Annotated in this window: 14 protein-coding genes and 1 tRNA gene; 6 read left to right on the forward strand and 9 right to left on the reverse strand. The window is 26.5% G+C overall.

Annotated elements, in window-relative coordinates:
* Positions 1-7: 7 nt before the first annotated feature.
* From atpG to D2845_RS06445, 7 genes are read right to left on the reverse strand one after another with little or no spacing between them, the layout of a single operon-like run.
* A complete protein-coding gene (gene atpG, locus D2845_RS01950; protein WP_002882065.1) occupies positions 8-886 on the reverse strand; it encodes an ATP synthase F1 subunit gamma in 879 nt (292 codons plus the stop codon).
* Positions 865-2,448 carry a F0F1 ATP synthase subunit alpha gene (gene atpA, locus D2845_RS01955; RefSeq protein WP_002882064.1) on the reverse strand — a complete coding sequence of 528 codons (1,584 nt, stop codon included), beginning with the start codon at positions 2,446-2,448 and terminating at the stop codon, positions 865-867. Before atpA ends, atpG begins: the two co-directional genes overlap by 22 nt.
* A gap of 19 nt (positions 2,449-2,467) precedes the next feature.
* Positions 2,468-3,007: a F0F1 ATP synthase subunit delta gene (locus D2845_RS01960; RefSeq protein WP_110858265.1), complete on the reverse strand. Its 540-nt coding sequence runs from the start codon at positions 3,005-3,007 to the stop codon at positions 2,468-2,470.
* 2 nt (positions 3,008-3,009) lie between these two features.
* Positions 3,010-3,549 carry a F0F1 ATP synthase subunit B family protein gene (locus D2845_RS01965; protein ID WP_040545236.1) on the reverse strand — a complete coding sequence of 180 codons (540 nt, stop codon included), beginning with the start codon at positions 3,547-3,549 and terminating at the stop codon, positions 3,010-3,012.
* A gap of 38 nt (positions 3,550-3,587) precedes the next feature.
* Positions 3,588-3,896 (reverse strand): ATP synthase F0 subunit C, encoded by a 309-nt coding sequence (atpE, locus tag D2845_RS01970; RefSeq protein ID WP_002882061.1) that lies wholly within the window; start codon positions 3,894-3,896, stop codon positions 3,588-3,590.
* Between the two features lie 27 nt (positions 3,897-3,923).
* Positions 3,924-4,721, reverse strand: a complete 798-nt coding sequence (locus D2845_RS01975; RefSeq protein ID WP_002882060.1) for a F0F1 ATP synthase subunit A — start codon at positions 4,719-4,721, stop codon at positions 3,924-3,926.
* Positions 4,721-5,185, reverse strand: coding sequence for a hypothetical protein (locus D2845_RS06445; RefSeq protein WP_110858266.1), 465 nt, complete (start codon positions 5,183-5,185; stop codon positions 4,721-4,723). Before D2845_RS06445 ends, D2845_RS01975 begins: the two co-directional genes overlap by 1 nt.
* Before the next feature lie 269 nt (positions 5,186-5,454).
* Here D2845_RS06445 and D2845_RS06450 point away from each other — a divergent pair, with 269 nt between their 5' ends.
* Positions 5,455-7,602, forward strand: coding sequence for an ATP-dependent Clp protease ATP-binding subunit (locus D2845_RS06450; RefSeq protein ID WP_002882055.1), 2,148 nt, complete (start codon positions 5,455-5,457; stop codon positions 7,600-7,602).
* A gap of 48 nt (positions 7,603-7,650) precedes the next feature.
* Here the strand turns inward: D2845_RS06450 and D2845_RS01990 are convergent.
* Positions 7,651-7,726: transfer RNA gene (locus D2845_RS01990), tRNA-Lys, on the reverse strand.
* Between the two features lie 173 nt (positions 7,727-7,899).
* On the opposite strand from D2845_RS01990, the gene D2845_RS06455 reads away from it, so the two are divergent.
* The 5 genes from D2845_RS06455 (at position 7,900) to D2845_RS02015 (ending at position 13,955) form a co-directional block, all read left to right on the forward strand.
* Complete coding sequence (locus D2845_RS06455) at positions 7,900-9,513, forward strand: ABC-F family ATP-binding cassette domain-containing protein (RefSeq protein ID WP_110858267.1); 1,614 nt, start codon at positions 7,900-7,902, stop codon at positions 9,511-9,513.
* An 875-nt stretch (positions 9,514-10,388) separates the two neighbouring features.
* Positions 10,389-10,886, forward strand: coding sequence for a hypothetical protein (locus tag D2845_RS06460; protein ID WP_231992752.1), 498 nt, complete (start codon positions 10,389-10,391; stop codon positions 10,884-10,886).
* A gap of 127 nt (positions 10,887-11,013) precedes the next feature.
* Positions 11,014-11,778, forward strand: coding sequence for a hypothetical protein (locus D2845_RS06465; protein WP_110858269.1), 765 nt, complete (start codon positions 11,014-11,016; stop codon positions 11,776-11,778).
* Positions 11,759-12,523 carry an MAG0920 family protein gene (locus D2845_RS07000; RefSeq protein WP_110858270.1) on the forward strand — a complete coding sequence of 255 codons (765 nt, stop codon included), beginning with the start codon at positions 11,759-11,761 and terminating at the stop codon, positions 12,521-12,523. The genes D2845_RS06465 and D2845_RS07000 overlap by 20 nt, the downstream gene beginning before the upstream one ends.
* Before the next feature lie 379 nt (positions 12,524-12,902).
* On the forward strand, positions 12,903-13,955 hold the full coding sequence (locus D2845_RS02015; protein WP_231992758.1) for a zinc-dependent alcohol dehydrogenase family protein: 1,053 nt from the start codon (positions 12,903-12,905) through the stop codon (positions 13,953-13,955).
* Between the two features lie 110 nt (positions 13,956-14,065).
* On the opposite strand, the gene D2845_RS06475 is transcribed toward D2845_RS02015, so the two are convergent.
* Positions 14,066-14,755: a hypothetical protein gene (locus D2845_RS06475; protein WP_110858271.1), complete on the reverse strand. Its 690-nt coding sequence runs from the start codon at positions 14,753-14,755 to the stop codon at positions 14,066-14,068.
* Positions 14,756-15,003: the final 248 nt, after the last annotated feature.

Below are 15,003 nucleotides of genomic sequence, written 5' to 3' on the forward strand. Positions count from 1 at the left end.
GACTCCTTTAAGAATTCGAACCATTAATGATTTCTGTTAGTTCTTGTGTAATTTTTGATTGACGAGAAATGTTGTATTGATTTTTAAGATCATCAATTAGATCTTCAGCATTATCACTTGCTTGCTCCATTGCTGTCCGACGCTGACTTGTTTCAGCTAATTTTGAATTAATAAGTGCATGAAAAATTGAAGCCTCAAAAAATATCTTGAATGAATTCATTAAAATTGTTTCTGGATTTGGTTCAAATATAACATCTTTTTGAACTTGATTTAAAGAATCAGAACCTTCTTCAAAATCATTAATTGTTTTTTTTGAAATCGGAAATATTTCTTGCACAACCGGAAATGATTTTAAAGGGTTTTCATAATTTGTATAAATTAATTTCACTGAATTTAACAATGATATTTCTAAAACATCATAAATTTTATTCGAAAGTATTTGCGCTATATCAAAATTTGGATTATCACTAATTTGGGTTAATGCTTGAATAATATGATATTTTTTATTTTTTTCAACAAGACTTAATAACTTATTGCCAATCACAATTAAAATATCTTCAGCCTTCACAACGTCAATAATTTTTTTATACATTTCTGAATTAAATGAGCCACAAAGTCCTAAATCGCTTCCAAAAACAATGTAAAGATTCCGACGTGCTTTAAATTTCCATGCGCGGCTATTTAGCAACTTATCAATATCTTGGTCGATGTTTTTAATTAAACTAATAAAAATTTTTTCGACATTTTTAAAATATGCTTTGATATTACTAATTTTAGTTTTATTTTTTGCAAATTTTGCAGCTGCAACTAATTCCATTGCTTTCGTAATTTTTTTTGTTGAATTAATTGAATTAATTCGGTGCTTTATTGTTTGTAAGCTTTTCATGGTAAATCTGGAACTGGGGTGTAATTATCACTTGAATACATTGGAATTGTTTTAACAAATAAATCATTAAATAAAATAATTTGTTGATAAATTTCTTCAATTAATTCATTTGTTCAATCATTTGCTTCTTCAATTTTTCGAATGATTTTAAGTGCTTCAGTATTAGTTGCAAAATAAGTTAGAATTTCTTGACCATATTTAGCAATCATATTTTTAGGAATCACATTAATCAAACGATATTTCGCACAAAATAGCAAAATAATTTGTTGTGCTGGCGAATATGGTGAAAACTGCGGTTGTTTCAATAATTCATAAACTTTTGAACCATGTTCCAAGATTGTTCTTGTATTTTGATCAAGGTCTGATCCAAATTGTGAAAATGCTTGCATTTCATTATATTGTGCTAATTCAAGTTTTAAACTTGAAACAACTTTTTTCATCAATTTTGTTTGTGCAGCTGAACCTACCCGACTAACTGAGTACCCAATGTCAATGGCTGGTCTTTGCCCTGAGTTAAATAATGATTCTTTAGTAAAAATTTGTCCATCTGTAATTGAAATTACATTTGTTGGAATATAAGCTGAAATATCTTCTGCTTGAGTTTCAATAATTGGTAGTGCTGTAATTGAACCACCACCATAATCACTATTTAGTTTGGCTGATCTTTCAAGAAGTTGTGAATGCAAGTAAAAAACATCGCCTGGATAAGCTTCACGTCCTGGTGGTCTTCGAAGTAGCAGTGATAATGTTCGATAAGCAACAGCATGTTTTGATAAATCATCATAAACAATTAAAACATTTTTTCCTCTTGCCATTCATTCTTCAGCAATTGTAATCCCTGTATACGGAGCAATATATTGCAATGGTGCACTATCTGAAGCTGAGGTTGCAACAACAACTGTATATTTTAAAGCATCATTTTTTGCTAATTGATCAACGATTTGGGTAATTGTTGAATTTTTTTGACCAATTGCAACATAAATACAATAAACATCTTTACCTTTTTGGTTAAGGATTGTATCAATCGCAATTGCTGTTTTTCCAGTTTGACGATCACCAATGATTAATTCACGTTGTCCTTTACCAATTGGAATTAAGGCATCAATTGCTAAAATTCCTGTATGTAGAGGTTCAGAAACTTCTTTTCTTGTCATCACACCAGGCGCAATTTTAAAAATTGGACGATTAATTTGTTCATCAATTTTACCTTTACCATCAATTGGCTTAACTAATGCATTAACAACTCTTCCCAATAATGAATCGCCAACACTTACGGAAATAACTTGATTGGTTCGTTTGACACTTGAATTTTCAACAATGTTTCGATCATCGCCCATGACAACAATCCCAACTAATTCTTCTTCAAGGTTTAATGCCATTCCAACAATGCCGCATTCAAAAATTACTAATTCACCATATTCAATATTATTCAAACCACTTACAAGCGCAATTCCATCACCAACGGTTATTACCCGACCAACTTCATCATAACTAATTGTTTCATTGAAATTTTTAATTTGGTTTTTAATAATTGCTGATAAATCACTTGGTTTTAGTGCCATACTATTCCTTTCTTAAATTTTATAATTCAATTGATTTTTTAATGTTATTTAATTTGCCTAAAACTGAATTATCAATTAAAAATTCATCAACTTTTATTTTGATTCCACCAATTAATTTTTTATCAATTTCATTGACAAGAACTACTTTTGATTTGAGTTGTGAAGATAATTTGTTTTGCAGTTTTGTAATTTCTTTTGCAGTTAATTTTTTTGTTGAATAAACATAACCAAATTTAATATTTAATTTATCATTTGATAACTCAATGAAGCGATGTAAAATTCCATCAAGATATTTAATTGCATGTTTTTTTGTTGCTAGCTTAATTGTATTTAAAAGATAGGGATGATATGAACTAAAAGCTTCGTCAATCAATTGATTTTTTTGCTCCATTGAAAGATCAAAAGAATTTAGTATTTTTAAATAATCCTTATTTTGCTTAATAATTTTTAAAATTTGAACACTTTCGTTGCTTATTTGACTTAATAATTGATCTGTTTCTCTTGCTAAATCAAATAAAGCAAATGTTCAATTATTAACAGTTTCATTTAATTCCGTCATAATTATTTGTTAATTACTTCATTAATCATTTTGATATTATCACTATCTTTAATTTCCCGACCAATGATTTTTTTAGCAACTTCAATTGCGTTTTCCATAATAATCTGCTTTTGCTCATTTTCAAATTCAGCACGTTTTTTAGAAATCAAAATTTCGGCTTGTTCAAGCATAAGTTCAGCTTTTTTCTTTGCTGAGGCTGAACCACTATTAACAATTCTTTCGCTTTCTGCTTTTGCATTATTAATAATTACTCTTGCTTGATTTGTTGCTTCAATAATCATTCTGTCACGTTCTTCTTGCACTTTTAAGACTTCATCTTTTGCTTTGATTGATGCATCAATATTATCTTGAATCAATTTTTGGCGTGATTTAACCATTTTTTTTAATGGTTTATAAACTAAAAAAGTAATAATTGCCGTTACCAACATTAAAACAATTAATGAAAATACAAAGATTGGTCAATTAAATTTTAATTGTGAAAAAGTATTATTAAGTTCTTCAGAAATACTTTTTTTAGCATTTAATACTTCAACTATATCCATAAAATTATACTTTTCTTTCAAATCTTAAATCTGATATTTTATACAAAGATTAATAATAAAGCAATAACTAAACAATAAATTGAAGCTGTTTCAACAATTGCTAATCCTAAAATTAATAATGTCCGAACTTTTGCTAAAGCCTCAGGATTTCTTCCAACTGCTTCACAGGCTTTTCCAACAGCAATACCTTGTCCTAAAGAAACAATTCCGGCCCCGGCAATTGCAACACCAGCTCCCAACATTGTTAATCCATAAGCAAGTGGATAATTTGCATTATCTTTATTTCCTGCTTGTTCGGGATTAAATCTTAAAATTGTTTCACTAATTTTATCTAATTTGTCAATCATATTATTTTAAACTCCTAAAAAATAAATTTAAATTTGTGTTGCTACTTGTTTTTCAATCTGATCTTTTTGTTTCTTTGCAAGTAGTCTTCTTTTTCAATCTTTGATTTTTTTCTTATGTTTTTCTTTAACATCAACCTCAGCTGCCTGTGCTCAATAAGACATTGTTAAAACAACAAATACAAATGCTTGAATTGCGCCGCCAAATAAATCAAAATAAAGATTAAAAGCAGGCATAATCAAGATTCCAAAAGGATTGAATGTTGCGGCTGAAGCTGATGGCTCAACACCAATTATTTTTGCTCAAATATTATTTAGAAATATTGTATTAAGGGTTACTAAAACAACACCACCAATAATATTTCCATATACCCGGAAAGTAAGCGAAATAATTGGTGAATAGTTTGATGCGAATTCTAATGGATTTAGTAATTTAATAAGATGCTTAAATTTGCTGTACGCAAATCCAATTCCTGCAGTTCCAAGTCATGTTACAACCGTTGCTGCTAAAACTGCTGATAAACTTGAACCAATTGGTGCAAAACCAACTAATGAAAGGATATTACCAAAAAATATAAAAGCAAATAAGGATATTAAATATGGATTTGCTTTATCAAATTTTGATTCATGTGTATCACTTAAGAAATTATCTCCACCAATCACAACACTTTCAACCAAAACAATTGCTGCATTTGGCGCTTTATTAATTTTTTGACGTTTGATTGCTATATAAATAAGGACTGATAAAACTAAAACAATAAAAACTAATAAAACAAGCGAAAAAAGATGGTTGGAATTAATTTCATTACTTCCAAATAGCTTATCCATTATTCTCCTTTCTTTTTATTTGTAAATAACATTGCAATTCCCCGAATGATAACAAATAAGGATAATAATAAATAAGGACTTGTCATTGTTATTACATGAAACGGAAAAAATGCAATTTTTGAACTTAAATCATAAGTATGATGATAATAATAATTTACTCAAATAAATAATGCAAAAATTCCAATATTTAAAAACATAAATAAAATAAAAATTAAAATTGCTACAAAAAAATTCCCAATTTGCCTTTTTTTTAGTTTTTTTGCTTGGGGATTATCAGCAGCATTTTTGATCATTTTTAAAACAATTAAAAGTGAACATAAAAATAATAAAAAACTAATTATGCCAACGAAATATCCTAATAATAATGAGTAATCATAAAAGGATATTGAACTAAATATAAGCAATAATGCAATATTAAAAGTAGCATAAGTTATTCAAAAATTTTTTCCATTTAATTTATTCATGTGCAATATGGCTATTCATAAGAAAATAACCTAATTATCATTATATTACTTTTTGTTTAATTAAATAATTAAAGTTTAATAAATCCAATATCTTATTTTAAATATAAGGATTTAAAAAAGAACAAAATATTTTTCCTAACAATATTTTAAGCAAATAAATTAAAAAAATCCATAAAAATCATGTTAAAAAAAATTAGCACTTTAATATAAAGAGTGCTAAAAGATATGTTATAATTTAGTCTGTAATCAAAATTAGGAGGTTTATAAATATGCACGCATCATGAACACCTGCTGAAGAAAAACAAAAAAAAGATCCATTAACATTATATGGAAGAAATCTAACACAACTCGCACTTGAGCGAAAACTAGAATTAGTAATTAATCGGGATGAAGAAATTCGCTCACTGGTACGAATTTTGTCAAGAAAAACTAAAAATAATCCAGTTTTAGTTGGCGAACCTGGTGTTGGTAAAACTGCAATTGTTGAAGGACTTGCTTTAAAAATTGTTGAAAACCAAGTTCCTGAAAATCTTAAAAATAAGCAACTTTATGAATTAAATATTTCTTCAATTGTGGCTGGAACTTCATTCCGGGGACAATTTGAAGAAAGAGTCCAAGAAATTCTAAAAAGAATTGAAGAATCAAATGGAGAAATCATTCTATTCATTGATGAGATTCATATGATTGTTGGTGCTGGTCAAAGTGGGGATGGAAGTATGGATATTGCTAACATGCTTAAACCAATGATGGCAAGAGGTCAATTACATTTAATTGGCGCAACAACACTAGAAGAATATCGAAAATATATTGAAAAAGATTCTGCTCTTGAGCGAAGAATGCAAAAAATTTTCATTCAAGAACCTTCAATTGAAGACACAATTTCAATTCTAAGAGGAATCAAAGAAAGATATGAAACATATCATGAAGTAAAAATTAAAGATGAAGCATTAGTTGCTGCTGCAAATTTATCAGCAAGATATATTTCAGATCGTTTTTTACCAGACAAAGCAATTGATTTAATTGATGAAGCTGCTTCAAATATTAAAACAGAAATGAAATATATTCCTGAACCAATTGAAAAACTAAATTATGAAATTGCAAAATTAGAAATTGAAAAAGCAGCAATCACAAACTCAGTTAACAAAAATCTTAATAATAATGCTGATCGAATCAAACAAATTAATGATTCATTAACGAATTTAAAAAACGAACATTCTAATTTGATTAATCAATGAAATCATGAAAAAGAATTACTAACGAAACTTTCTGCATCTAAAGATAATCTTGAGGATTTAAAAAGACATCTTCCAATCTTGCAATCAGAAGGCAATTATTTAGAAGCATCAAAAATTATGTATGTTTTAATTCCACAACTTGAAGAATCACAAAAAGAGATTGAAAACAAACTAAATTCCTTAAAAAATCGTTTAATTAAAGAAACAATTGATGAAGAAGAAATTGCTAATATTGTTAGCAAATGAACAAAAATTCCAATTACTAAATTATTAGAAAGTCAAAAAACAAAATTACTTAACTTAAGCAATAATTTAGCAAAAAGAGTTAAGGGACAACCCGAAGCAATTAAACTTGTTTCTGAGGCAATTAAAAGAAATAAGGTTAATATCAATGATCCAAATCGTCCTATTGGTTCGTTTCTTTTTTTAGGACCAACTGGGGTCGGAAAAACCGAATTAGCAAAAGCTTTAGCTGCTAATTTATTTGATAATGAAAATCACATTATTCGTTTAGATATGTCTGAATATATGGAAAAACATTCAACATCAAAATTAATTGGTTCGCCTCCGGGATATATTGGATATGATGACAATGGTGGCCAACTAAGTGAAAAAGTCCGTCAAAATCCTTATTCAATTATTTTGTTTGATGAAATTGAAAAAGCACATGTTGATGTTCTAAATATTTTGTTACAAATTCTTGATGATGGAGTTTTAAGTGATAATAAGGGAAGAAAAATAAACTTCAAAAATACGATTATTATCATGACCTCAAATATTGGTTCCGAAGAAATCATCAACAAAATGCCAACAAAAGAAGAAATTAACAAAATTCTATTAAAAAAATTCAAACCCGAATTTATTAATCGAATTGATGAAATTATTCCTTTTAATTACTTAGATTTAAAAACAATTCAAGAAATTACACAATTAGAATTAAATAAATTAAGCAAAAGAATTTTGGATAACACAAAAATTAAATTAGTTTTTGATAAATCTGTCATTGAATTTATTGCTAACAAATCATTTAACGTTGCATTTGGCGCAAGAACAATCAAAAGATTTATTCAAAATCATATTGAAAATCAAATTGCAGATTTAATTTTAAGTAACCAAAATCTTGATCAAGCAATCATTGAAATCACTGTTTTGGATGATGATTTAAATATTGAATTTATATAGTTTTTGAAAACAAAAAAGGCAAGCGTTCTCACTTGTCTTTTTTTGATATGGTACATCCTGTGGGGCTCGAACCCACGACCCAGGGATTAAGAGTCCCTTGCTCTGCCAACTGAGCTAAGGATGCTTATTTTTTTTAAAACAAATAAATTATAAATCATTTTTTAATATTAAAATTTAATTTAAAAATTTATGTGTTAACATTTATAAAAATTTATTTAAATTTTAACAAATATAAATTTCAAATAAATATATTAAAAGATGTTACAAAGAAAACAAATAAAAAGGGGGGTATAAGTAATGTTAGATGTCGTTGGAATTAGTAAAATTTTCCCTGATAAAAAACTTTTTTCAAATATCAATATCAAATTTTTACCAGGAAATGTTTATGGCATTATTGGTGCAAATGGGGTTGGAAAATCAACATTTTTAAAAATTTTAAGTGGTGAAATTGAAGCGTCAGAAGGACAAATTATTAAAAATAAAAATGCAAGAATGAGCGTTTTATCACAAAATCAAGATGAATTTAATGCTTATAATGTCACTGACGTTGTGATTATGGGAAATAAAGAGTTATATGAAATTAATCTTGAAAAAAATAAAATCTATGAAAATCCAAATGCAACAGATGCAGATTATGAAAAAGCAAGTCATCTTGAAGAAAAATATGGTGAAATGGGAGGATGAAGTGCTGAAAATGATGCACAAACTTTATTATCAAATTTAGGAATTGAACCAAGTAAGTGAAATATTCAAATGAAAGAGTTGAAAGCAAATGAAAAAGTTAAAGTTTTATTAGCTAAAGCATTATTTGGCAATCCTGATATTTTGGTAATGGATGAACCAACAAACCGTCTTGATTTAAAAACAATCAAATGACTTGAAAACTTTTTAATGGATTATCCCAATATTGTGATTGTTGTTAGTCATGATAGTGATTTTTTGGATGCAATTTGTACTCATATCATTGATATTGATTACTCTGAAGCTAAACTATTTATTGGCAATTATTCATTTTGAAAACAATCAAGCCAACTTCTTATTGAAATGCAGCAAAAAACCAATCTGCGTAAAGAAGAACAAGCTCAAAAACTTAAAGAATTCATTGCTAGATTCTCAGCTAATGCTTCAAAATCAAAACAAGCAACAAGTCGGAAAAAACTGCTAGAAAAAATTGTTATTGATGAAATAAAACCATCTTCAAGAAAATATCCATTTATCAAGTTTGATCTTAATCGAACTCCAGGTAAGCAAATACTTAATGTTAAGAATTTAACTTACATTAATGAGAATAATGATATCTTATTTGAAAATGTATCATTTAGCCTTAAAAGTGGTGACAAGATGGTTATTATTGGAAATGATGATATTGCAAAAACTAGATTTCTTGAGATCTTAATTGGCAAAAGAAAACCAGCTTCTGGAACTGTTGAATGGGGAATTACAATTACTCCAAATTATTTTCCATCAAATAATCAAGAATATTTCAATGAGTCTCAATCAATCATTGATTGAATTAGCAAATGACCTCTAAATAATAGCACTCAAGAAACTAAAGATAATAGTGATGCAAGAATGCGTGCTTTTCTTGGCAGAATGTTATTTTCAAATGATAGTGTATTTAAAAATGTTCAAGTTACCAGTGGGGGTGAAAAGGTTAGATTAATGATGTCCAAACTAATGCTTGAAGAAAGTAACTTTTTAATCTTTGATCAACCTTTAGACCACTTAGATTCTGAATCAATTGATAGCCTAATTGATGCACTCAAATCATACAAAGGTTCTACTATTTTTACTACATATAACCGTGCGATGATTAAAGAATGTGCAAACGTAATTCTTGAAATCAAAGAAAAAGAAAGTTTTCTATTCTATGGAAGTCTTGAAGAATATGAAGAAGCAATGGGATATTAATTACTAACTAAAAATTAAATCTTGCTTGTTAAGCAATAGACCAATTTTAAGTTTTTTGGTCTATTTTTATTTATTTTTTGACATCATAAAAAATCTTAAAAACAAATTTTTATAAAGTTATAAAATAAAAATGAGATGAGTAATTATAGTTATAAAAATTAGCAATTTAAATTAGCTTAAGGTTTAGGTTATTTTAATCTCATTTGATTAAAAAAATTAATGAAATAAGATAAAAAGAAGTTTAGATTATGCAATTATTCAAATTGATGAATTCATTATCAGCTTCCATTTTGCCACTTACTGCAAATAGTGTAGTCTTTGAAGAACATAAATATGTCAATTGAACTTAGTGCAATAATATCAAATCTTAAAAAAATTAATATGAATTGTGATAAATGAAACTAATCTTGATATATCTTATGAAAATAGATATAGATAGAATTAATACTCACTTTAAAAACCAAGAAATAGGTGAAAAACGTTGAAAAAATTATTGAAATTAAGTGCAAATGGACTTGTAAGAGTTAGGGATCCAAAGAGAGATGAATATCTTAGAACATTTCCAAATAAAATAAAATGAGATAACTTAGGATAATTAGTATATGTCAAATACATCTTTTATTATAGTTGTAAGTGTGTTTTTACCAATACTTATATTTGGTATCATTTTAATCCATTCTATTCCTTACATTCATGCTAAAAAAACAAGTAACATCTATAACATTAAAATTCATTCTAAGAAAACAATGTTATCACAATCAATAAGATTACCAAAAGAGACATTTAATAATTTTTATATATTTTTTAGAAAAGAAAAAATTTATCTTAGTCTTCTAATTGCTCTTATTTTATTTCTACTCTTATTAAATATAATTATGACCTTAGAACCTTATTTTGCTTTTTTAAAAAATGATAAGAAGGCAATAAAATGAAGTTTTGATTGAATTTCAATACCTATATTTATTCTTGTAATAGCTTATCCATTATTTTGGTTTATAAGAGAGCTTGTTAAGATAAATAAAACTAAAAAAATAATTGATGACTGAGTAATACAAAATGAGAAACTTCTTCAATGAAATAAACAAATAGAAAAGCCCTTAGATTATGATAAATTCAAAAACACAATATTGTATGAAGATTTCGAAATAAAAATTCCTGTTTTCAAGGATTCTAAAGCACATTTTTATACAAATAAGATTTTAAATTCAAAAAAACTTTTTATAAAAGATAACAAAATAGATATTCCAAAATTACTGTATTTCTTGTTATTCGATTATGATTCAGAAATACAAATCAATAATGTTATTTATTCAAAAGAATACTTCTTATTCTTTATAGATGAATGTTTAAATAATAATTCAATTAACAAATAGATTTTTTCTTTGAACTTAAAAAATAAACTTTTTTTTGCATACTAAATTTTCTAAATTTAATAAATCTGCTTAAACACAAAATTAATGAATAAAATGAACAAATAAAAGACTAGGATCTTATTTCGAAATGTTAAATATAATATCAATTTTATTTATAAGTATCATCCTTCCTAATTTTGGATTTCTTCTTATTTTATTTTCTTGTGCTAATTGATGACTTAAAAAAGATGATTGAGAATATATTAATATTAAGATCAGATCTAAAGAGTCAATATTATCAAATTCAATAAAATTACCAAAAGATATTTTTAACAAGTTTTCTATTTTTTTAAGGAGAGAAAGAAACTATTGTGCATTTTTAATTGCTTATATTATATTTATCTTACTAGTAGATTTAGGTCTAGGAATATCTTATTATTTTATAATTTTAAAAACGAATAATATTACTGATTCCCTTGTTTTATTTGCATTAATTGGTTTTCCAATTCTTACAATTATAGCAATAATAGAAACTACATTTGATCTTCTTAAGATAAATAAAAATAAAAAAATAATTGACGATTGAGTGATACAAAATGGAAAACTTCCTCAATGAAATAAGCAAATAGAAAAACCCTTAAATTATGAGCAATTGAAGAACATAATATTATATGAAGACTTAGAATTAAAAGTTCCTATTTTTAAGAAATCAAAGATACATTTTTATACAAAAAAGATTAAAAGTACAAATAAAGATTTTATAAAAGATAACAAAATAGATATTCCAAAATTACTGTATTTCTTGTTATTCGATTATGATTCAGGAATACAAATCAATAATGTTACTTACTCAAAAGAATATTTTTTATATTTTATAGGAGAGTTCTTGGACAATGATTTCAGCAGACAATAAACTTTTTAACCCGCTAGCAACGACATTTTCTTTTTTAAATCTCTTTTTATTAATTGCTTTTTATATATTTCTTCTTATATCCCATTATCAAATAAAAAGAATATGAATAAAAGAAAAATCGTCAAATTTCTTTTTATCTAAAAATATTAAAATAGACAACACATTCTTTGATACATTTAATAATAAACTTAAAAAATTAATTCCCCCTTTTATTGTTTTTATAGTGATTTCAATAACTTTATTCTTCATATCACTTTCATTTATAACAAGATTTCATATTGATATTTCAAAAGCTAAGATTACCTATTTTATTTATCTATGATGAGCTGCTTTAGGTTTTGCAATTGCAGTATTCTCTATTAGTTTGCTTTTTATAAAAAAGATGAATAAAGTAAAAAAAGAATTTAATCAATGAAAAATCAAAAATAGTAAATTAGATGGTCATTTGTTTGAAGATATTCAAACAAAAGAAAATATTGACCTACTAAATAAATTTAAATTTTCAGACAACTTAGATTTATATATCATTGTAAGAAAAAGAGATTATTATTTAACTAAAAAATATAAAATTAAAAATGATAATTGAAAAGAACGCTTTTATAAATACGATGATAAGAAATTAAGTGAAGAATTTTATTATTTTCTAATCTTTAATTATGATGATGTTGCTATTAATATGGAATCATATACACTTGAAAATTACTCATATGTTTATCAAAACCGCAACTATATATTTAATCGATAAATCTTTATTACCTAAATAAAATAACAAAAAACCTTAAACTAAATTTAACAAGAAACTACTAATTTTCTTGTTTTTTATTCTCCTTTTTAATCTATCCTAAATAAGCAATCCTAGGCTTATATAGATATTAGTATGAAATTAGCAGCAAAATCATAAGATTAATTTTTAAGCTACTTTTTGCTAAATAAAAAATACAAGATTTTAAAACTCTTTAGTCATTGAGGTATCAATCAAAATACCTGTATTAATAAATTAGAGATTATAATAAGCACCTAAACAATCAAACATTACTTATATATCTATAAGTCTTTTAATACATTATAATTTTTATGTAAGAAATGTAAGAAAAATATAAAGAAGAGATTTAGAAATATAAATTATGAAAATGAAAGCTTTAGTTTATCACGGGGAACATAATATTTCTCTTGAATTAGTTGATAAACCAACAATTTTAAAACCTACAGATGCAATAGTAAAAGTAACAAGAACAACAATTTGTGGAACTGATTTAGGAATTTATAAAGGAAAAAATCCTGAAGTAGTAAGTGGCAGAATCTTAGGACATGAAGGAATCGGAATTGTTGAAGAAGTTGGAGAAAGCGTATCCAATGTTAAAGTCGGTGATAAGGTCTTAATTGGATGTATTACTCCTTGCGGAAAATGTGATAATTGCAGAAAACAATTATATTCACACTGCCGCGAAACAGAGGGTGGATGAAAACTTGGTTATATGATCAATGGAACACAAGCTGAATATGTAAGAGTTCCATTTGCAGATAATAGTTTATACAAATATCCACAAACAATTAACGATGAAGTTGCAGTTATGCTATCAGATGCACTTCCTACAGGTCATGAAATTGGTGTGCAATATGGACATGTTAGTCCAGGAAAATCTGTTGCAATTATAGGAGCTGGACCAGTAGGGATGGGTGCCCTATTAACTGCCCAATTGTATTCACCAGCGCATCTAATCGTAATTGATTTAGATAAAAATCGTTTAGAAATGGCTAAAAAATTAGGTGCTACACATACACTAGTACCAGATGAAAAATTATTTGATAATTTAAAAGAAATTGTCGGAGAAGATGGTGTTGATGTTGCAATTGAAGCAGTAGGGATTCCTCAAACTTGAGATGTTTGTCAGCAAATTGTTAAGGCAGGCGGAAACATTTCAATTGTTGGTGTGCATGGAAAACCAGTTAATTTCAATGTTCAAAATCTATGAATTAAGAACATTACATTAACAACAGGATTAGTTAATACAAATACATTGCCAATGTTAATTAATGCTGTTTCAACTGGAAAATTACCTGTTTCAGATTTAATTACACATAGATTTAATCTTTCAGATATGATGAAAGCTTATGAAACATTTATCAATGCATCAGATAATAAGGCAATGAAAATATTTATTGATGCAACTAAATAGGCAATTTGAAAATATTGAATTTAATTATACTAAGATAAAAAATCTAAGAAAATAAGTCTAAACCAATAAAAAAACCGCAGTTTTTATACTGTGGTTAATTTTTTTAGATACTAGAAATTTTCTATATCCTTTATATCTTCAAGTCCTCACTCTTCTAAAAATTCATTAATTGAATAGTCTTTATATCAATTCATTATTTCATTGATGGAAACTTTTTCTAGTCAATTTATTAATTGCTCACCATCAATATTAATAAATTGCAATTCAGTGTTATTATCAATCTTTTTGAATTTTTCTATTTCTTTTGGATCTACAATTTTTTTAATTTCCTTTAGTTCCTTAGATGAATATAAATAAGTGATATTCTTTTCATTTGGTACTCGTTGGTCACTTGTATTTATTTCAATATTGGGTTCCCCATAGGTATATAAGACGTTATTTTTAGCGTACTCAGATACAACATTGTCTTCTATTGATATATAATTAAAATCAAAATGACTAATTCTTCGTAAATTGCTTGCAAAGCCAAAAACTTTTGCCAACTCATCTAGATTTGTTGTTGATAGAATCTTATCGCAAATTTTTTGATTAGATGCCCCATCCAAGTTAAATTCAATTTCATGAATCATAAAAACAATTCCTGATATTAGGCTATAGTAAAGGTGCTTATCTTCAAATTTTTCAAAACTTTTTGTGTTATCTTCAAAAGTCTTTTGTATTTCTTCTTCATCTATATTATTAGATGAATAAGTGTTTATTAAATAAAATCAATCTTTTACGTTTTCAAAATATTCTTCCATAATTTAAGTTCCCTTCAGGCATTGTTTACATGTATAAATTGGATTAAAGCAGCAAAGCTTTATTTTAAATTTTAGGATCCGGAGAAAATAAGTGTGTTTTCTAATTTGCACAAGAAAACTCCTATATCCAATTTTATAGCTTTTTTTAGAATAATTAATTTTTTTATTTTTTTTGAAGGTGCAATTTTTGCTGGCGCAGCACATCAGAAATTCCTTTACGCGCGCGCCCGCACCTTTAAAGGCAAGAT

The organism is Metamycoplasma alkalescens, from assembly GCF_900476125.1.
GTDB classification, from domain to species: Bacteria; Bacillota_I; Bacilli_A; order Mycoplasmatales; family Metamycoplasmataceae; genus Metamycoplasma; species Metamycoplasma alkalescens.